The organism is Nocardiopsis valliformis DSM 45023 (assembly GCF_000340985.1).
Lineage (GTDB): Bacteria > Actinomycetota > Actinomycetes > Streptosporangiales > Streptosporangiaceae > Nocardiopsis > Nocardiopsis exhalans.
Genome location: NZ_ANAZ01000001.1, coordinates 72,140 through 91,712, shown reverse-complemented (window position 1 = coordinate 91,712; position 19,573 = coordinate 72,140). Strand labels below are relative to the sequence as shown.

Genomic DNA, 19,573 nt, shown 5'->3' with positions numbered 1-19,573 from the left:
CCTTACAAAGTTCAGAAAATGCACAAAATCGCTGGTCAGGGCGGACGGTTGGTCGAGTTCTCCGGGGTCCGAGGGGGCCGAACCGGGCGTGGCGAGCCCCGGAGGTCTCTAGTCTGCTGAGTTGTGGGACTCAACCAGCGGGCGGACGACAGCGCGGACGACGGACAGGGCACCGGCGACCGGCCGGTGCCAAGGCACGGCCGCGCGGCTCTGCTGCGCCTGGCCACCTGGTTCGAGGAAGCTGAACCGGACCGGGCCGACGCGTTGGCCGGCGCCGCCTTCGCACTCCACCCCGCCCGCCACCTGGAGGGACGGGTCGACGACAGCGTCGCGGCGACCACCAGCTGGTGGCGGGCCGAGCCCGATCGCAGCACCGTCACCGAACACCCTGGCACCCGTCTCCCCGAACCCGTGCGCGACCACCGCGCCCAGCAGGCCCGTCTGCGCGACGCCGCGGAGTCCTCCGCCCACTGGCGCCGCGCCGGTGCGGAGCAGATCCGCTCCCTGCTCACCGAACCCACCGGGGACCACGCCCGTCTGGACCTGTCCGGCGCCGGGATGGAGGTGCTCATGGAGCTCCTCACCGCCGCGCTGGGCTCCGGTGATGCCTCCCGCCGCCCCACCTCCGCCGGGGACCTGGAGTTCGGGCTGCGCCTGCACGTCTACGCGGCACCCGGGGCCGAGGTCACGGCCCGCGGTGAGGGCGGGGACCTGACCCTGGAAGGGCTGCGCCTGCGGGTGACCTCCTACGAGCAGCACACCGTGGACACCACGCCCCCGGTCAGGCCTTCGGAGAATCCCGACCTCTCGGAGCCCCCGGAGGCCGCCGAGCCCCCGGAGGCCGCCGAGCCCCCGGAGGCCGCCGAGCCCCCGGAGGTTCCGGCATCACCGGAGCCCGTGACCGGCCCTGAACCCCTCGCCGAGCCTCCCGCCGAGTCTGCTGCCGAACCCCCCGCCGCGACCCCCGCGGAGTCTCCGGACACGCCCTTGGACGCACCCTCGGACGACCCGCTGGACGGGCCCGGCGGCACCCCCGCGGACGTTCTCACGGACACCCCCGCGGACGAGTCCGGGGAGGGGCCCGAGGACGGCTCCGCCGACTCCACCGACTCTGACTTCGACGCCCCTGCCGCCGAACCCGAACCCACCGGTACCCTCCCCGGATCGGACCCCGACGTGGAGACCACCGGTCCCATCGACATCGTGACGCACACGCCCTGGACACGGAGGTGGGGGTAATGGAGACGAACACCCACTTGGAGGACGCCGCCCTCATCGGTGAGCGGCAGGCCGCCGCGCGCGCCCTCATGTCTCGGCCCCTGCTCGCCCGGCGCACCCATCCGGTCGAGTTCTCCCTCGTGCGCGCACACGCCGAGTGGCTCGTCCAGCGCTTCCAGCGGGTCCTCGGCTACCGCCTCACGGTGGCCGACGACCACGCCCGCCTAGTCAAACGCGGTCTGGTCGACGAGGTGGTCAGTCCCACTGACCGGGCCACCGGAGCCCGTTTCACCCCGCGTACCCACACCTACCTCGCGCTCGCGCTCGCGGTCTTGGTCGAGGGGACCGGTCCCACCACAGCCCGCACCCTCGCCGCCAAGGTCCGCTCCGCCGCACGTGAGGCCGGGATCGACGCCGACCCCGCGCGCGGCCTCGGTGAACGCCGCGCCTACTGCGCCGCCCTGTCGCGCCTGGTCGGTCTCGGCGTGCTCACCGAGACCTCCGGAACCGTGCGCGCCCACCAGGCCGATCCCGCCGCCGACGTCTCACTCACCCCGGACACCGAGGCCCTGCGTTCGGTCGCCGCGCACCTGCCCAAGGCGGGCGACACCCCGGATTCCTTCCTCGCCGACGCCGCCGACCCGGATCCGGAGAGCGACCAGGCGGGCGAGGTCGCCCTGCGCCGCCTGCTCGCCGAAACCGCCGTCGTCTACCGCGAACACCTCTCCGACCGCCAGCGCGACCGCCTCGCCGCCCACCAGTGGCGGGCCGCCGCGGCGCTCGGGAACCTACTCGGCTGCGATACCGAGATCCGCGCCGAGGGTGTGGCGCTCGTCATGCCGGACGAGGCCGCGGCGACCCCGCGCTTCCCCTCGGACGACCCCGTCGGACACACGGCCCTGGCCCTGGTCCGGCACCTCTCCGGCCGCCTGCACCCCGGTCGCCCCGCCACCTCCGTCCCCGTTCCCGACCGGGAACTGACTATGGCACTGGAGATCCTGGGCGGATCGGATGCCTCGGTCCGGGCCGATTGGGCGCGCACCGCGGGCCCCGAGATCCCCGACCCGGAGCGGCTGTCCGCGCTCGTGCTGGAGCTCCTCACCGGTCTGGGCCTGCTCACGGGCGGCCCCGGAGCGTGGGAGCTCACCGCCGCGGCGGCCAGGTTCGGCGCCGACGTGGACGAGCGCGTCCCCCGGATCCAGGACAATGACGAAGACAGCCGGACACACCCCACACAACCGCGTGGATCCGGTCAGGACGAAACCGAGGGCGGGGCCGCTCCCCAGGCCGACCCCCGCGGCGACCTCGACCGGGTGGCGTCCGTGCTGCAAGCGGTGGCGAACGAGAAGGTGAGCGCGACCAGTGGTGACACAGGAGACGATCGAGGCCCCCGGAACAACTCCGGCTGACCCTGCCGACACCCCCCGTTACCGCCTCGAACGCGCGGGCATCCGGAACGTCTGGCAGTACGACGACCACGTCCTGGACTTCGCCGAGGGGCGGCTGCTGCTGCGCGGCCGCAACGGCGCGGGCAAGTCCAAGGCGCTGGAGATGCTGCTCCCCTTCCTGCTGGACGGGGACATGCGACGCCTGGACACCACCGGCACCAATCGCACCAGCCTGCGCTGGCTCATGGCCGACGACCCCCGTGCCGCGCGCCCCGTCGAGGAGGGCACCGGCCCCGACCTGCTGGGCGGACCCGCCGAAGCGGAGCCCGCACCCGAGGCCGGGCAGGGGGCTGGCCAGGACGCGACCGCCAACGCCACGGGCGCCGCCGGTGTCCCTGGTGGCTCCGGTGACTCCGGCAGCGCGACGGACTCCGACGGTCCGGCCGGCTCCGGGCCCGGCACCCGCCTGGGCTACCTGTGGGTCGAGTTCACCACCGCCCGCGGCGACCGCGGCCTCGACTCCGCGGCCCCGGCCCACCGCACCCCCACCGGCCCCAACACCGCCTCCGCGCTGCTCGCCGCCTCCGCTCCCGCGCCCGAGTCCCCGGAAAACACGGAGACCCGGGAAGAAGAGCTCGCCCCCGGTGCCCAGCCCCGGCACCTCACCCTCGGCGCGGCCGTCATGGCCGTGGGCGACGCCGACCCCCGCTGCGTGTTCTTCGTGACCGACCGCCGCGTCGGCCACGACCTCGAACTCGTCATCGACGGCCGACCCAAACCCGTGGACCGGCTCCGCTCGGAGATCGGCGCCGACAACTGCTTCACCAGCGCCGTCCCCTACCGTGCCCGGGTGATGCGCGACCTGTTCGGCATCGACGACTCCGTCCGCTACCGCAACCTCATCCACCTGCTCTACCGCCTGCGCCGCCCCACCATCGGCGACCGCCTTGAGGCGGGCGAGCTGGTCGGCGTCCTGTCCGAGGCCCTCCCGCCTATGGACGAGTCCGTCCTGGACGCGGTCGCCCGCAACATCGCCGACCTCGAACAGGCCCGCACCGATAAGAACCAGCTCACCGAGGCCGGTGCCGGGGTCAGCGCCTTCCTCACCGACTACCACGGCTACCTCCTGCACGTCCTGCGCGCCCGCTCCGCCGAGGTCCGCGAACAGCTTGACTCGTGCACCCGCCGCACCGAGGAGACCGACCGCCTGCGCGCCGAGCTGGACGAGCTCATCACCGCCGAAAGCCAGATCGCCGAGGAACGCGACCAGGCCCGCCGCACCCGCGACACCGCCGAGGCCGACGACGGCACCCTCGCCGCCGCCCAGAGCAACGCCGCCACGGCCACCACCAACGAACGCCGCGCCTACGACGCCGCCGTCGGCGCCTACATCCGCGCCGCCGAGGCAGCCTGGGCCGCCGCCGAACACGCCGCCACCACCGAGACCCACGCGGTGGAGCGCCTGGCCGAGGACACCGCCGCCATCGAGCGCGCCCTCGAAGTCCTGCGCCAGACCCACCTGGAGGCCTCCCGCGCCGCCACCGCCGCCGGACTCGCCCCCCAGGCGCTCGGCCAGATCCCCGACGCCCGCACCACCGTGCACGCGCCCCGGGAGAACACCACCCGGGTCGACCTCCAAGGCCTCGAACAGGCAGTGGAGCGCGCCCCGGTCCACGGCATCGACCTCGCCAACCTGCGTGAACACCTCGGACGCCTGCACGACCGCCTCACCAACGCCGCCAACGCAGCGGCCGACCGCACCGATCTCGCCGCCCGGCTCACCGGCCTGACCACCGCCGAGGCCGCCGCCGACCGCCGCCTGGTCGCCCTGACCAGCGAGGCCGAGAGCGCCGAGGCCACCTTGGAGCACACCCACACCCGCGAACAGGAGGCCATCGCTGCCCTGCGCGCCGAAAGCGCCGCCTACGCCGACGGCGTCCGCACCTGGGTGGCGGGCCTGCGCGACTCCAGCCACGCCCACGCCCTCGGCGAGGCCATCCACGAGCTGGAGGGCAGCGTCGAACTGCCCATCACCGAAGCCCTGCGCGTGCTGGATCCCGAGGTCCCGGCCACCGTCGCCCGCCTCGCCCACACCGCCGTCGACCCCCTCCTCGAAGAACTGCGCGCCCGCCGCGACGTCGCCGTCAACGAGGAGGGCCAGCTCTCCGACGAACTCGCCGACCTCGCCGCCCGCCGTGCCAAGAACCCCGACAGCGTCCCCGAGCGCCCCGGCTGGGCCACCTACCCGCGCCCGGACGGCGACGGCGTCCCCTTCCACCTGGCAGTGGACTTCGCCGACGGCCTCACCTCCCGCGAACAGGCCGGGCTGGAAGCGGCGCTGGAGGCCAGCGGCCTGCTCTCCGGATGGATCCGTGCCGATGGCACCCTCTACGACCCCAACACGCGCGACCTCATGGTCACCCCGGCCCGCCCGGCCAAGGGCCGTACCCTCCTCGACGTGCTCGTCCCCGTGGCCATCCCCGACCGCGGCGTGCAGAACGACAACCTCCGCGCCCTGCTCTCCTCCATCGCCCTGCGCTCGGAGGCCCCTGACAGCGCCGAGGACACCGACGCCAAACACCGTCGCGACAGCTCGGTGGCCACTGTCAGCTCCATGTCGCTCTCCGGCGGCTGGCGCCTGGGCGTGGCCTCCGGCGCCCACTACAAGAGCGAACCCGAGTACATCGGCGAGGCCGCCCGCAAACGCGCCCGCGATCGCCAGTCCGCCAACACCGACCGCCGCATGGCCATCGCCGAGGCGCTTCTGGCCGAGGCCGGGGAACGCCGCTGGGCGGTCGAGCACTCCTACTCCGAGCTGCTGGAGGTCTCTCGCGACCTCCCCGACCCCGCCCCGCTCATCCGTGCCTGGGCCATCCTCGACGTCGCCCGGGCCGACGTCGCCGCGGCCCGCCGCGCGCACGACACCGCCCAGTCCGCCGCCGAGTCCGCGCGGTCCGAACTCCTCGGCATCCGCACCCGCCTGGCCGACGCCGCTGGGGAGCAGGACCTGCCCACTACCCGAGCCGAACTCGACAGCGCCCTGCGCGCCCTGGACCACCTGCGCGTCCTGATCGCCGCGGCCCTGCGCGACCTCGACGTCCTCGCCTGGGAACTCGCCGACCACGAACGCCACGCCGCAGCCTGGTCCCGCGCCCGCGCCGCCCGAGTTCTGGCCGAGGACGCCCGCGCCGCCGCGATCGACGACATGATCACCGTGCGCCGCCAGTTCGAGCTCGGCGACCGCGCCCGCGGTGTGGCCTCCGAACAGATCGACGCCGCCCGCGCCCAGGTCCGGGAACGCGCGGAGGAAGCCGCCCAACGCCTGCCCGAACTCGAACGCGACGCCCAGCGCGCCCGCGACGAGCGCGTCAGCGCCGAGGCCCGCCTGGAGGTCGCCACCGCCGAACGCGCCGAACAGGTCCGCCGCACCCTCGCGGTGGGGGAGACCCTGGTCCAGTCGGTCACCACCGTCGGCGACCCCGACAGCAAGGCCGTCACCGGGACCGAGGACACCGTCCCCGACGCCGTCCTGCTCAGCGCCGCCGGGCTGCGGGACTGCGCCGCGGACGAGGCGCCGCTGGCCCGCTACCTGGAGGCGGTCAACGGCCGCCCGGACGCTGAGACCGGAGCGGCCGAGCCCGCCGGACCGGACGAGCGCCTGGCCCTGCTGGCCTCCTTCGTGGGCCAACTGGAGGAGGGCCTGACCGCGCAGGAGGACGTCGCCGACGTCGACGACAGCACCATCCTCGGCAGCCGCGAGGAGCTGCACCGCCTGCTCGGCTCGGCAGGCTGGGCCCAGACCCGCACCGAACTCACCGAGCCGCGCGGTGTCAAGCGCCTCACCGTGCACGACGAGGACGGCTCCCACGACGTCACCGCCTATGCCGAACGCGTCGCCGAGGCCGTCACCCGCGCCGAGGAGACCGTCGCTATCGCCGAGGAGGAGGCCTTCGAGCGCCACCTGCTGGGCGAGCTCGCCGGACACCTGTCCCGCCAGATCGACGAGGCACAGGCCCTCATCGCGACCATGAACGACGTCCTCAAGGACGTCACCACCTCCGCCGGGCTCGGCGTGCGCCTGGACTGGAGCCTGGCGCCCGATGCCGGGGCCGACATCGAGGCGGTCGTACCGCTGCTGGCCACGCCGGTCGAGGAGCGCACCCGCGTCCAGACCACGCGCCTGCGCGATGCCCTGCGCCGCTGCATCGAGGCGATCCGCCGCCTGGACCCGACCGCCACCGGCGGCGCCCAGCTGCGCGCCGCCCTCGACTACCGGTCCTGGTTCACCTTCACCGTGTACGTCACCGATTCGGCCGGGGACGAGCGCCGCCTGGGCCACCGAACCGCCCTCAGCCAGGGCGAACAGCGCGTGGTCGCCTACCTGGTGCTGTTCGCCGCGGCCGCCGCGCAGTTCGACGCCCTGGCCCAGCGGGCGCCGTGGGCGCCGCGCCTGATCCTGTTGGACGACGCCTTCGCCAAGGTCGACGAACCCACCCACGGGCGCCTGCTCGGGCTGCTGGTCGAACTCGACCTGGACTTCGTCCTGACGTCCGAACGCGTCTGGGGCTGCTTCGCGAGCGTGCCGAGCCTGAACATCTACGAGTGCCTGCGCGACCCGAACGTCCCGGGGATCGCCACGCTGCACTTCACCTGGGACGGCAGTCGGAGGAGGCTCGTCGGCGTGTGACCGGTGGTGGAGCGGAGGGGACCGCCGGGTTTCCGGGGGTGGGGCGTCCTGGACCCGAGTGTCCTGGGTCACCCCGGGGCAGTGGGAAACCCGCAGTTCCGCCGAGGTGGAACGGGTTTCGGGTGCGTTCCGGTATCCGCATCACCAGCGCGCTTCCTCCCGTCCTGTCCTACTCTGCTGGTGCAGGTTCGAGAACGGAGCGGGGTGGCGAAGGTGACTCGGGGACCCGAGGCGGACACACGCGCAGGACGGGACGGCCACGAGGGCGCGCCCCAGGCCGACGACCCCACCACTAAGGCCCTCCTCGATGCCTTGGCGCGCTCGGGGCTGCCCGAGGGGGTCCGGATCTGGGTCAGCGCCGCCCTGTGGGGAGAGGAGGCGCTGGAGGCCCTCCTGCGGGGCGAGCACCTCCCCGAGATCCTTCCCTCAGGGCCGCCAGGACCCCCGCCCGGGCGGGTGCGCCGCGCCTACCTCACCGGCATCCGCGTCCAGGGTTTCCGCGGCATCGGCCGCCCGGCCGACCTCACCTTTTCCCCCGGGCCCGGCCTGACCGTGATCGTGGGCCGCAACGGCTCCGGAAAGTCCAGCTTCGCCGAGGCCGCCGAGGCCGCCCTGACCGGTCGCAACCCCCGTTGGGACGCCATGCCCACCGGTTGGCGCGACGGCTGGCGCAACCTGCACTACGACGAGCGCACCGAGGCGACCGTGGACATCCACATCGCCGGGGACAGCGGACCCACCCGGATCAGCCGCCGCTGGACCGGCGAGAGCGTCCGCTCGGCCCGCGGCGAGGTGGTGCACCCCGGCGGCGAGGTGTCCCCGCTGCGCACTCTCGACTGGGGCGAGAACCTCGTCCGCTACCGGCCCTTCCTGTCCTACGACGAACTCGGCCGCACGGTCACCGGCCGCGCCGCCGAGCTCTACGACACGCTCACCGCCCTGCTCGGGCTCACCGGGCTGGCCGAGGCCGAACGCCGTCTGGCCAAGGTCTGCGACGGCCTGGTCCGACGCCGCGACCGCCCCTCCCGCGAGCTCCGCACCCTCCTGGACGTGCTCAGCGCCTCCGGCGACCCCCGGGCCGTCCAGGCCGTGAACCTCCTCTCCGCGCCCTCCATGGACCTGGAGGCGCTGCGCCGGGTGGCCGCCGACGACGGTCCCAGCGACCCCGCCCTCCACGTGGTGCTGCGCCGACTGCGCCGCCTGGCCGTCCCCGAGCGCACGCTCATCGCCGATGTCGTCAACGAGTTGCGCGGCGCAGCCATGGAACTGGCGATGGCCGCCGGGAGCAAGGGCGACCACGCGCACGGGGTGGTCCAGCTCCTCGAACAAGCGCTGGAGCACCACAAGCGCCACCCCACCGAGACCACCTGCCCCACCTGTTCGACCACCGGGGCGCTCGGTGCCGACTGGGTGCGCCGGGCCAACGCGCAGCTGCGCGCGCTGCGGCCCCAGGCGGCCACCGCCTCGGCCGCCTACGACCGCGCCCAGGCCGCCCGCGACCAGGCCCGCTTCCTGCTCTCCCCGGCACCGTCCTGGCTGCCGCCGGAGAGCGAGCTAGGCCAGGTGTGGGCGCTCTGGGAGTCCGGCACGACCATCGAGGACCTCGGCGAGCTCGCCGAGCACATCGAGTCGGTGGGTCGCAAGCTCCGGGCCGCGGCGGTCAGCGCCCGGCGGGACGCCTCCGAACGCCTGGAGGACCCCACCGACGGCTGGGGAGAGCTCGCCGACCGCCTCTCCGGGTGGTTGGACGACGCACAGGAGGCCGTGGCTGCCAGCGAGACCCTGGGCGCCGCCGAGGCGGCCCTGAACTGGCTCACCGAGCACGCGCGCGGGGTTCGGGCGGAGCGGTTGGGGCCGGTGGCCTCCCAGGCCGAGCAGGTGTGGTTCCGGCTGCGCCAGGAACGGCACATCGACCTCCAGGGCATGCGGCTGATCGGCCGCGGCGCCCGCCGGAGGGTCGAGGTGGACGTGGCCGTGGACGGCGTGGACGACCAGACCAGCGCCCCCGGGCTGCTTAGCCAGGGCGAGTTCCAGGCGCTGGCGCTGTCCATCTGCCTGCCGCGCGCGCTGGTGGAAGGCAACCCGTTCGGCTTCCTGCTGCTGGACGACCCGGTCCAGGCGATGGACACCGAGACGGTCGAAGGGCTGGCCGCGGTTCTGGCGGAGGTGGGGCGGCACCGGCAGCTGATCGTGTTCACCCACGACACCCGTCTGTCGGACGCCTTGCGCCGGCTGGGACTGCCCGCGGACATCCGCACGATCAACCGTGACGCGATGTCCAACGTCTGGCTGGCCGAAGGGACCCCCTGAGCTCTCCTGGGCATTCCCGGGCCGCCTGGGGCCGCCTGGGTTCGCCTGGGGCTTCCTGGAGGACCCTGGGCCCGGCGGTCTCCTCCCGGGCGCTTTTCGAGGAGTGCACGGCGTCACATTCGGTCTCGTTCCGGGGCCTGGCTGGAGCGGCCCCGAGAGCGCGAAACCCCGCTGACAGCGGGGTTTTCGTGTGTCCGGAGGGGTGCGGGGGAGTGGCCCATCAGGGGTGCCGAAGGGGCCTCGGAGTGGCGTCGGGCATTCGATTTGGCAGACCACCCCCTGATCCCTGTATAGTCATGTTCAGCGCAAGGGGGCAACACCCCCGAGGCGGACGAGAGAAAGCCTCACAGCGCGCCCCTTTAGCTCAGTCGGCAGAGCGTCTCCATGGTAAGGAGAAGGTCTACGGTTCGATTCCGTAAAGGGGCTCCACCACTTGATGAGGTTCCGGTCCACTCAGGTGGGTGGCCGGTGAAACTTTGCCGGCCTTGACCGGGGGACATCCGCGATAGGATGTCCTTCCGTTCTGATCGGGGCGGGGTAGCTCAGTCGGTAGAGCAAGCGGCTCATAATCGCTGTGTCGTCGGTTCAAGTCCGGCCCCCGCTACCAACCCGCTGACCCCTGAGAAACATCACTCAGGGGTCGTCGTGGGTGTAAAGCAGTGTTCCACTGCGCCTAGGTAATGTCTCCAGCGAGAAAGGCACTCCGAAGTGGCTGCCACAGACGTGAGGCCGAAGATCACCCTGGCCTGCCAGGAGTGCAATCACCGGAACTACATCACGCGCAAGAACCGTCGGAACACCCCTGACCGTCTGACGGTCAAGAAGTTCTGCCCGAACTGCCGCAAGCACAACGACCACCGCGAGACCCGCTAGGTCATCGCAGGTCGTTCGTCCCAGGCAGGGATCGGTCTACTTCTCGTAGACTCCAGCCCGGTGAGCACATCGCTCACCGGGCTTTTTTTGTTCAGGACCAGGAGAGGCAGAGCGTGGCGATCAACCCTGACTACCTCGGCCGGGAGTATCCCGCCCCCGAGGCCTACGAGGTGACCCGCGGCAAGATCCGCGAGTTCGCCGAGGCGATCAACGACCTCAACCCCGTCTACCTGGACAAGGCCTCCGCCAAGGCCCTCGGGTACGCGGACGTCATCGCCCCGCCGACCTTCCCGGTGATCCTCGGCATGGCTGGTTCCGCGTTGGCCCTGGCCGATCCGGACCTCGGGGTGGACTTCTCCCGCGTCGTCCACGGCGACCAGAGCTTCAGGTACAGCCGACCGCTGCGCGCCGGCGACGTCCTGAGCACGGTCACTCGCATCACCGACATCAAGGTGTTGGGTGGCAACGAGCTCATCACCATGGAGACGGTGGCCGAGGCGGCTGACGGCGAGCACGTGGTGACGGCGGGCATGATGCTCGTCGTCCGGGGTTCCTAGGAAGCGGGGAAGACGACATGAGCAGGATCAGCCACTCCGACGTCGAGGTCGGCACCCAGATCCCCGAGCAGACCTTCCCGGTCCGCCGCCTGGACCTGGTCCGCTACGCGGGCGCCTCGGGTGACTTCAACCCCATCCACTGGAACGAGCGCTTCGCCAAGTCCGTCGGGCTGCCCAACGTGATCGCGCACGGCATGTTCACTATGGCCGAGGCCGGCCGGGTGGTCACGGACTGGACCGGGGACCCCGGCAGCGTCGTCGACTACTCGGTACGCTTTTCCGCGCCCGTGGTCGTGCCCGACGACGACGAGGGCGCCGAGATCACCGTCGCTGGCAAGGTCAAGGCCAAGCACGACGACGGCACCGTCACCGTGCTGCTCACTGCCCGATCCGGCGGCGCCAAGGTCCTGGCCAAGGCCTCCGTGGTCGTCCGCCTGCCGCAGTAGCCCAGCGCCGATCCCACCCCACATCCGCGTTCGCTCCCTTCCCAAGAGGTATGCCCGTGTCCACGATGCTCGCCGACCACACCACCCTCGGCCTGGGCGGTCCAGCCAAAGCCTTCCGGACCGCCGGCTCCACCGACGAGCTGGTCAGCCTGGTCACCGAGGCCGACCGCTCGGGTGAGCGCGTTCTCGTGCTCGGCGGCGGCAGCAACCTGGTCGTCGCCGACGACGGGTTCCCCGGCACTGTCATCCTGGTGGCCTCCCAGGGCGTCACCACGGCCGCGGCCGGGACCGACCCGGAGACCGGCGAGGAGATCGTCCTGCTGCGGTCGGACGCGGGTGTGGAGTGGGACCCGCTGGTCGAGCGGACCGTGGCCGAGGGGCTCAACGGCGTGGAGTTCCTCTCCGGCATTCCCGGCCGGGTGGGCTCCACCCCCATTCAGAATGTGGGCGCCTACGGCCAGGACGTCAGCCAGACCATCCGCGAGGTGCTGGTCCTGGACCGCACCACAGGCGAGCTGGTCACGATGTCCAACACCGACTGTGGCTTCACCTACCGCGACAGCACCTTCAAGGGCCACGACCGGTACGTGGTGTGCGAGGTCGTCTTCGAGCTGCGCCGGGGACCGCTCAGCCGCCCGGTCCGCTACGCCGAGGTCGCCCGCGCCATGGGTGTCGAGGCGGGGGAGCGGGTGCCGCTCGACCAGGCACGCGAGGTGGTCCTGGGACTGCGCAAGGGCAAGGGCATGGTCCTGGACCCCGCTGACCCGGACACCCGCAGCGCGGGATCCTTCTTCACCAACCCGGTCCTGTCCCCCGAGGAGTACGCGGCCTTCCGCGAGCGCGCCGCCGAGCGCCTGGGCGCGGACACCGAGATCCCCGGACACCCGGACGACGCGGGCAACGTGAAGCTCTCCGCTGCCTGGCTGATCGACCGGGCCGGTTTCACCAAGGGCTACGGCGACGGCCCCGCGCGGATCTCGGGCAAGCACACCCTCGCCCTGACCAACCCGGGCGGGTCCACCACTGCCGACCTGCTCGACCTGGCCCGCGAGGTGCGCGCCGGGGTCGAGGAGGCCTTCGGGGTGCGCCTGGTCAACGAGCCGGTGATGCTCGGCGTGAACCTGTGAACCTGTGAACCTGTGAACCTGTGAGCCAGTGGCGGGGGCCGGTCACCAACCGTACGGTTCGAGTGCCTCCTCGAACTCCTCCAGGCGTTCGGGGCACATCTGCTCCACAGCGATGACGAGGAGTCCCGCGTCGCCTTCGGAGTCCATGTAGCCGTTGGTCCAGGCGCCAGCGCTGGTGGCGTCGCAGGTCGACTCGGAGAACTCGGTCACGGCGTCCATGTCGTGGACCTCGAGCCCGTATGCCTCGATCAGGTCGCGGTGCGCGTCCTGGTCATAGCTCTGCGATGAGCAGCCGACTAGGAGTAGCACGGCCAGTACCGCTCCTGCTGTGAGGGCCGGGGGGCGGTGCATCGGGGGATCTCCTTATGTCAGTGGGCACGCGAGTCTATCCAGGCGCGAGCCCCGGCACTGTGACGTAACAGCTCCCACTCGCGCGCCACTCGTGTAGTTCAGGTCAGGGCGGTATGGCGAAAAAATGAGTTAGGTGCACCTAACACGTTTTTTGGGTAAGCCTCATAAAGCAATTCGACTCTTCAATGAATTGCGATGGAAAATAGTTCTGGTAATGTCTTAAGCGTCGAAGGGGAGTAGTCCCCAATGTGCGCGGTCGACATACTGGACGCAGTCGTCCCGGCCGTGTGAGCCCAGCTGAGAGGTGCGAAAGCCCCCAGCGTCAGGGCGGACGAGACCTTTGACCCGGTAGGAAACGACCGGGTTGAAGGGGCGTTCTCCGCCTCCTTCTGCCCATCACGGACAGTAGGAGTAGTATGTCAGCCTTTATGATTGCGCTCGGCGTGAGCACCGCGGCCATCTTCATCGCCGAAATGGGTGACAAGACCCAGTTGGTCGCGATGTCCCTGGCGACCCGTTACCGCGTGCTCACGGTGATCCTGGGCATCACCGTCGCCACCGCCGTGGTGCACCTGGGCAGCGTTTTCATCGCCGAGGTCCTCGGCGCCGCCATCCCCACCGACTGGCTCACCCTCGCCGCCGGTCTCGCCTTCCTCATCTTCGGTCTGTGGACCCTGCGCGGCGACGAGATGACCGACAAGGACGAGGAACGCGCCGCCTCCCGCCGCATTCGCTCCGGCTTCATGACCGTGGTCCTGGTCTTCTTCGTGGCGGAACTCGGCGACAAGACGATGCTGGCCACCATCACCGTGGGCACCCAGTACCACTGGTTCCCGGTCTGGATCGGCTCCACCATCGGGATGGTCGCCGCCGACGCCATTGCCATCGCCCTCGGAGCGGTCCTGGGCAAGAAGCTCCCCGAGCGGGTCATCCAGATCGGCGCCGCGGTCCTGTTCTTCGTCGCCGGAGCCGCGATGCTCGGCCAAGGCGTGTGGATGCTCCTCGCCTGATGCTCCCCGGGTTACAGTGGCCCTCCCTCCTCCGCCAGTGCCCGCCCTGCCCAGGAGGAGTCAGAATCACCGGCGACCGCAACACCGTCAACATGGTCACCGTCCGTGAAATCGACGACGAGGGCTCGGACAACACGATCACCTACGACGACGGCAGCCCCGAAATCGACGACGAGGGCACCGGTAACGACATCTCCTCCCAGAACTGACCAGAGCCCTTCCAGCTGGGAACTCTCTCCTGGGCTGCGCGGAATGGTTCGCGTGTCGCGGCCGGTCGAGGTGAGCAACGAAAAGCGGCAGCGAAGGCCCCGGACTCCCTAGCCCCGCGCGCACCGGTTCCCGTGTCGCGGCCGGTCACCCGTACCGGCGAACCACAACCGCGCCCCGCCACCCCCCGAGCACAGTTTCGGTCCCCGTTTCGAAGATGATCTTGCTACCAGGAGCGAAATCAGCGCCGAACTTGCTTCTGGTAGCAAGATCATCGGGGATGAGGGGGTTTCGGAAGCAGCGGACAGACCTGGGCGCGGACGCTGATGCGGAGTTGATCGAGAAGGCGCTGGCGGCGTTCACCAAGCCCCATGACGCCAATCGGCCTGGGGTGTCCAATGCTGAGCGGGTCTATGAGGCCGCTCATGAATCCGAACCCCACCACCGCACCTGTCGTCCGGACCGGGGCGGCTTCCACCGCCGCCCCGTGACACTGGGCCCGGTGAGCTCCGGGCCTGGCCCCGCAACGGGGCTGGTCTGAGCGGCACGCTACGGGGTTCGGATCAGTCCTGCTTCGATCAGTTTTCGGTGGGGTCGGAGGCCAGCCAGTGGTCGACTCCGGAGAGGAGCTCCTTCTTCAGGGAGTCCGGGGCCCCGGCACCGCGGATGGACATCCTGGCGAGGTCGGCCAGCTCGACATCGGAGAAGCCGAAGACCTCGCGGGCGATCCGGTACTGCTCGACGAGGCGGGGCCCGAAGAGCAGGGGGTCGTCGGTGCCCAGGGCGATCGGGGCGCCCGACTCGTAGAGCTTGCGCAGGGGGACGTGGTCGAGTTCCTCGAAGACGCCCAGGCTCACATTGGAGGTCGGGCAGACCTCCAGGGTGACTTCCTGGGTGGCGATGCGTTCGAGGAGATAGGGGTCCTCGATGGCGCGGACCCCGTGGCCGATGCGGTCGGCGTCGAGTTCGTCCAGGCACTCGCGGACGCTGCGGGGGCCGTTCAGTTCGCCGCCGTGGGGTGTGGAGAGCAGGCCGGCTCGTTTGGCGATGCGGAACGCGGCCTCGAACTCGCGGGCGCGGCCGCGGCGTTCGTCGTTGTTCAGGCCGAAGGACACCACTCCCTTGCCCGCGTACTGGCGTGCTAGGCGCGCGAGGGCTCGGGCGTCGAGGGGGTGGCGGGTGCGGTTGGCCGCGACCATCAGGCCGATGTGCACCCCGGTGTCGCGCTCGGCGGCGCGGGCGGCGTCCAGGATCAGCTCCAGGGTCGCGGTCAGCCCGTCGAAGAGCGCCGCGTAGCCGCTGGGGTCGACCTGGATCTCCAACCAGGCGGAACCGGCGGCCTTCTCGTCCTCGGCGGCTTCAAGGAGCAGTCGATAGATGTCCTCGGGCTTGCGCAACACGGAGCGGGCGATGTCGTAGAGGCGCTGGAAGCGGAACCAGCCGCGTTCGTCGGTGGCGCGCAGTTTGGGCGGCCACTCCTCGACCAGGGCCTGGGGGAGGTGGACCCCCCGCTCCTCGGCGAGCTCCACGAGGGTGTCGTGGCGCATCGAGCCGGTGAAGTGCAGGTGCAGGTGCGCTTTGGGCAGCCGGTCCAATCGGCGAGCGGTGGTCGGTGTCTCCATGACGTAAGCCTGCCGTATGAAGGGCACCGGGCGGGACCGGAATGGTCAACACCACAGAAAACACGAACGCACAAGACACGAAAGTGCCCCGGGGCGTCGGCACTGGCGGTCGACCCGGGGCGCGCTGTTACGGGCAGGCCTACTCGGCCTCGGCCAGCAGCTTCTGGACGCGGCTCACGCCCTCGACCAGGTCCTCGTCGCTGAGCGCGTAGGACAGGCGCAGGTAGCCGGGGGTCCCGAAGGCCTCACCGGGCACCACGGCGACCTCTGCTTCTTCGAGGATGATCTCGGCGAGCTCGGTGGAGGTCTGCGGGGTCTTCCCGCGGATCTTCTTACCGAGCACGCCCTTCACGGAGGGGTAGGCGTAGAACGCACCCTCGGGCACGGGGCACACGACGCCGTCGATCTCGTTGAGCATCCGCACGATGGTCTGGCGGCGGCGGTCGAAGGCCTTCTTCATCTCCTCGACAGCCGTAAGGTCGCCGGAGACGGCGGCCAGCGCGGCGGCCTGCGAGACGTTCGCGACGTTGGAGGTGGCGTGCGACTGCAGGTTGCTCGCCGCCTTGATGATGTCCTTCGGGCCGATGATCCACCCCACGCGCCAGCCGGTCATCGCGTACGTCTTGGCGACGCCGTTGACGATGACGGTGCGGTCGGCGATCTCGGGGACCTCGACGGGCAGCGAGGAGAACTCGGCGTCGCCGTAGACCAGGTGCTCGTAGATCTCGTCGGTCAGCACCCACAGCCCGTGCTCGTCGGCCCACCGGCCGACGGCGCGGACCTGTTCGCGCGGGTAGACGGCACCGGTCGGGTTGGACGGCGAGACGAAGACCAGGACCTTGGTGCGCTCGGTGCGCGCGGCCTCCAGCTGCTCCACACCGGCCATGTATCCGGTGCTCTCGTCGGTGACGACGAAGACCGGGACACCGCCCGCGAGCTTGATGGACTCCGGGTAGGTGGTCCAGTACGGGGCGATCACGATGACCTCGTCACCCGGGTCCAGCATGGCGGCGAAGGCCTCGTAGATGGCCTGCTTGCCGCCGTTGGTCACCAGGATCTGGGCGGGCTCGACCTCGTAGCCGGAGTCGCGCCGGGTCTTCTCCGCGATGGCCTTCTTCAGCTCGGGAAGGCCACCGGCGGGCGTATAGCGGTGGAAACGCGGCTCACGGGCGGCGGCCACGGCGGCGTCCACGATGTAGTCGGGGGTCGGGAAGTCCGGTTCCCCCGCGCCGAAGCCGATGACAGGACGGCCCTCCGCCTTCATGGCCTTGGCCTTGGCGTCCACCGCGAGGGTCGCGGACTCGGAGATGGCGCTGATACGTGCAGAGACACGGGGTCGGTCAGTCATGTTTCCCATGGTGTCACGTGCTCCCCGGACCTGCCGGGGGGAAAGTCACTTCTCCCGGCGGGGAAGGTCACCTTCGCAGTACCGGCTCCCCGGGAAACCGGTTTGGTTCGAGCTGCGGGAAGGGCGTACACTCATCCGCGTCGGCCGGTCGTTATACGGGCGTCACACCCCGCGGGGTGTGCGACAGCACTCCGGACCGGCTATGGTGGGGAACGCAGTTTCCGCTAAGGGCAGTGGCTCAATTGGCAGAGCACCGGTCTCCAAAACCGGCGGTTGGGGGTTCGAGTCCCTCCTGCCCTGCAAGTCCGCGTGCGGTGTTCGGGACGGCGATCAGTCGCTGTCCCGAACACGCCGGGACAACGGAACTACGGGGATACGAAGCAGCCCGCGACTCTAAGGACCCCAGGTGACTCAGACTGACGCCGACGCGAAGCCCGACAAGGAGCCGACGCGTCGTACCGGTCCGGTGACGTTCACCAAGCAGGTCGTCGGAGAACTCCGCAAGGTCCGCTGGCCCACGCGCAAGGAACTGGTCACCTACACCATCGTCGTCATGGTGTTCGTCGTGATCGTCCTCGCCTACGTCTCCTTGCTGGACTTCGCTTTCGGTGAGGCCGTGACCTGGCTCTACGCCACCTTCGGTCGTCCTGCTGGCGTCTAGCCTCCCGCTTTCCGGCGCCTCCTGTGCGCCGTTGACGATGGCGGTGGGCGCCATCACCAGAGTCTCCCGATCGGCCTCCTGTATTCGGCCACGCGAGGCTCCGCTCGTCCGCGCGTTGGTCTCGCGTCGCCCGGAGAGACCGTAAGCTGGCAGAACTGGGTTCGACGCACGGCCTTTTCGGTGTGCGTCGTGCGCACTAGCGAATCCGACGAGAGAAAGAGCAGCCGTGTCCGAGTCCCCACTGACCTCTGACGACTTCCCCGAAGAGGAGCCGGTTCAGCAGTCGGCGGAAGAGACCGGCCTGGCGGGCGAGCTGTCCGAGGAAACGGTCGAGCCGACCGACGCCGACAGCCCGGAACCGGCCGAAGAGGCCGACGAGAGCGCTGAAGGCACCGAGGAAGCCGAAGAGGCTGACGCGGAGCCCGAGCTGCCCCGTCTCGACCCCGTCGAGGAATTCAAGAACGAACTCGTCCTGCTGCCCGGCGACTGGTACGTCGTGCACACCTACGCGGGTTACGAGAAGCGGGTTAAGGCCAACGTCGAGAGCCGTACCCAGTCCCTCAACATGGAGGAGTACATCTTCCAGGTCGAGGTGCCCGAGCACGAGGTCACCGAGGTCAAGAGCGGCAAGCGCCAGCAGGTTACCGAGAAGGTCCTGCCCGGCTACGTCCTCGTCCGCATGGACCTGACTGACGAGTCCTGGTCGGCCATCCGCAACACCCCCGGTGTCACCGGTTTCGTGGGCCTGTCCAACAAGCCCGCCCCGCTGAGCCTCACCGAGGTTGCCAAGCTCCTGGCGCCCGAGCCGGAGGAGGAGCCGGAGCAGGCTCAGCAGGCCAAGACCGCCAGCGGCGAGGCCCGCTCGGACGTGGCCTACGAGGTCGGCGAGTCCGTCACGGTCATGGAGGGTCCGTTCGCGACCCTGCCCGCCACCGTCAGCGAGATCAACGCCGACACCCAGAAGCTCAAGGTGCTGGTGTCGATCTTCGGTCGCGAGACCCCGGTCGAGCTCTCCTTCAACCAGGTCGCCAAGATCTGACCCCGTGGGGGCTTCCCCACAAGCCGCCCGGACCACTGCCCGGGCGACGTAGACTTGGTAGGTCCGTCCTTCGCGGGACGGACCTACTGTCGCGTGTCCCACCCTGGTGCGAACCCGGGCGGAACGCGCTCCGGCCCGTCCGGTCCCGACGGGCCGTGACCCCGTGCCCAGGCCCCGTGCCCGGGCGCGGTCAGCCTCCTTCGGCAGCGGCTCCGCCGTGGTCCACGTGACCCTGTGGCGCCGTGGGGGGAGGCAGGGGCCGGCACACAACGCAGATCAGGCAAAGGACCCGATATGCCTCCGAAGAAGAAACTTGCCGCACTCGTCAAGGTGCAGCTCCCCGCCGGTCAGGCGACCCCGGCGCCGCCCGTTGGTACCGCTCTCGGTCCGCACGGCGTCAACATCATGGACTTCTGCAAGCAGTACAACGCTGCTACGGAAGCCCAGCGCGGCAACGTCATCCCCGTAGAGATCTCCATCTACGAGGACCGTTCCTTCACCTTCATCACCAAGACGCCCCCGGCGCCGCGGCTGATCCTGAAGGCCGCTGGTCTGGACAAGGCCGCCACCGACCCGGGTCGCAGCACCGCCGGTTCGATCACCGCCGACCAGGTCCGTGAGATCGCGCAGACCAAGCTGCCCGACCTCAACACCGACGACATCGAGGCCGCGTCCAAGATCGTCGCCGGTACCGCCCGCTCGATGGGCATCGAGGTCAAGTAGCCCCCT

General features: G+C 70.6%; 16 protein-coding genes and 3 tRNA genes. 16 read left to right on the top strand and 3 right to left on the bottom strand.

Annotation, left to right across the window (positions count from 1 at the left end; translation table 11 throughout):
- The first annotated feature begins 123 nt into the window (after nt 1–123).
- The 10 genes from D457_RS0100450 to D457_RS0100405 all read left to right on the top strand — a co-directional run bounded on the left by D457_RS0100450 (nt 124) and on the right by D457_RS0100405 (nt 12,606).
- Nucleotides 124–1,239, top strand: coding sequence for a DUF2397 family protein (locus D457_RS0100450; RefSeq protein ID WP_026116181.1), 1,116 nt, complete (start codon nt 124–126; stop codon nt 1,237–1,239).
- A complete protein-coding gene (locus D457_RS0100445; protein WP_017578668.1) occupies nt 1,239–2,627 on the top strand; it encodes a TIGR02678 family protein in 1,389 nt (462 codons plus the stop codon). Before D457_RS0100450 ends, D457_RS0100445 begins: the two co-directional genes overlap by 1 nt.
- Nucleotides 2,581–7,293 (top strand): SbcC/MukB-like Walker B domain-containing protein, encoded by a 4,713-nt coding sequence (locus tag D457_RS0100440; protein WP_017578667.1) that lies wholly within the window; start codon nt 2,581–2,583, stop codon nt 7,291–7,293. Before D457_RS0100445 ends, D457_RS0100440 begins: the two co-directional genes overlap by 47 nt.
- Before the next feature lie 204 nt (nt 7,294–7,497).
- A complete protein-coding gene (locus D457_RS0100435; protein ID WP_017578666.1) occupies nt 7,498–9,603 on the top strand; it encodes an ATP-binding protein in 2,106 nt (701 codons plus the stop codon).
- A 353-nt stretch (nt 9,604–9,956) separates the two neighbouring features.
- A tRNA-Thr gene (locus tag D457_RS0100430) sits at nt 9,957–10,032 on the top strand.
- 102 nt (nt 10,033–10,134) lie between these two features.
- Nucleotides 10,135–10,210, top strand: a tRNA-Met gene (locus D457_RS0100425).
- 101 nt (nt 10,211–10,311) lie between these two features.
- Nucleotides 10,312–10,476: a 50S ribosomal protein L33 gene (gene rpmG / locus D457_RS0100420; RefSeq protein ID WP_026116180.1), complete on the top strand. Its 165-nt coding sequence runs from the start codon at nt 10,312–10,314 to the stop codon at nt 10,474–10,476.
- Between the two features lie 113 nt (nt 10,477–10,589).
- A complete protein-coding gene (locus tag D457_RS0100415; RefSeq protein ID WP_017578664.1) occupies nt 10,590–11,033 on the top strand; it encodes a MaoC family dehydratase N-terminal domain-containing protein in 444 nt (147 codons plus the stop codon).
- Nucleotides 11,034–11,050: 17 nt separating this feature from the next.
- Nucleotides 11,051–11,479 (top strand): MaoC family dehydratase, encoded by a 429-nt coding sequence (locus D457_RS0100410; protein WP_017578663.1) that lies wholly within the window; start codon nt 11,051–11,053, stop codon nt 11,477–11,479.
- Nucleotides 11,480–11,529: 50 nt separating this feature from the next.
- Nucleotides 11,530–12,606, top strand: coding sequence for a UDP-N-acetylmuramate dehydrogenase (locus D457_RS0100405; protein WP_017578662.1), 1,077 nt, complete (start codon nt 11,530–11,532; stop codon nt 12,604–12,606).
- A 42-nt stretch (nt 12,607–12,648) separates the two neighbouring features.
- Here D457_RS0100405 and D457_RS0100400 read toward each other — a convergent pair whose 3' ends face one another.
- Entirely contained in the window at nt 12,649–12,957 is a 309-nt protein-coding gene (locus tag D457_RS0100400; RefSeq protein ID WP_017578661.1) for a hypothetical protein, read from the bottom strand.
- Nucleotides 12,958–13,373: 416 nt separating this feature from the next.
- On the opposite strand from D457_RS0100400, the gene D457_RS0100395 reads away from it, so the two are divergent.
- Both D457_RS0100395 and D457_RS37410 read left to right on the top strand, forming a co-directional pair.
- Entirely contained in the window at nt 13,374–13,967 is a 594-nt protein-coding gene (locus D457_RS0100395) for a TMEM165/GDT1 family protein (protein WP_026116178.1), read from the top strand.
- The gene (locus D457_RS37410; RefSeq protein WP_083926622.1) at nt 13,967–14,176 is read left to right on the top strand and encodes a DUF3060 domain-containing protein; all 210 of its coding nucleotides are present in this window, start codon (nt 13,967–13,969) and stop codon (nt 14,174–14,176) included. The genes D457_RS0100395 and D457_RS37410 overlap by 1 nt, the downstream gene beginning before the upstream one ends.
- Nucleotides 14,177–14,752: 576 nt before the next feature.
- Here D457_RS37410 and D457_RS0100385 read toward each other — a convergent pair.
- Together D457_RS0100385 and D457_RS0100380 are read right to left on the bottom strand one after the other, a co-directional pair.
- Nucleotides 14,753–15,796, bottom strand: coding sequence for an adenosine deaminase (locus D457_RS0100385; protein ID WP_026116177.1), 1,044 nt, complete (start codon nt 15,794–15,796; stop codon nt 14,753–14,755).
- Nucleotides 15,797–15,935: 139 nt separating this feature from the next.
- The gene (locus D457_RS0100380; RefSeq protein ID WP_026116176.1) at nt 15,936–17,144 is read right to left on the bottom strand and encodes a pyridoxal phosphate-dependent aminotransferase; all 1,209 of its coding nucleotides are present in this window, start codon (nt 17,142–17,144) and stop codon (nt 15,936–15,938) included.
- Nucleotides 17,145–17,371: 227 nt separating this feature from the next.
- Between D457_RS0100380 and D457_RS0100375 the strand changes: the two genes are divergently transcribed.
- The 4 genes from D457_RS0100375 to rplK all read left to right on the top strand — a co-directional run bounded on the left by D457_RS0100375 (nt 17,372) and on the right by rplK (nt 19,567).
- Nucleotides 17,372–17,444 (top strand) — tRNA-Trp (locus D457_RS0100375).
- Between the two features lie 106 nt (nt 17,445–17,550).
- Complete coding sequence (gene secE / locus D457_RS0100370) at nt 17,551–17,805, top strand: preprotein translocase subunit SecE (RefSeq protein WP_017578656.1); 255 nt, start codon at nt 17,551–17,553, stop codon at nt 17,803–17,805.
- A 226-nt stretch (nt 17,806–18,031) separates the two neighbouring features.
- Nucleotides 18,032–18,844: a transcription termination/antitermination protein NusG gene (gene nusG, locus D457_RS0100365; RefSeq protein WP_017578655.1), complete on the top strand. Its 813-nt coding sequence runs from the start codon at nt 18,032–18,034 to the stop codon at nt 18,842–18,844.
- A 294-nt stretch (nt 18,845–19,138) separates the two neighbouring features.
- Entirely contained in the window at nt 19,139–19,567 is a 429-nt protein-coding gene (rplK, locus tag D457_RS0100360; RefSeq protein WP_017578654.1) for a 50S ribosomal protein L11, read from the top strand.
- Nucleotides 19,568–19,573: the final 6 nt, after the last annotated feature.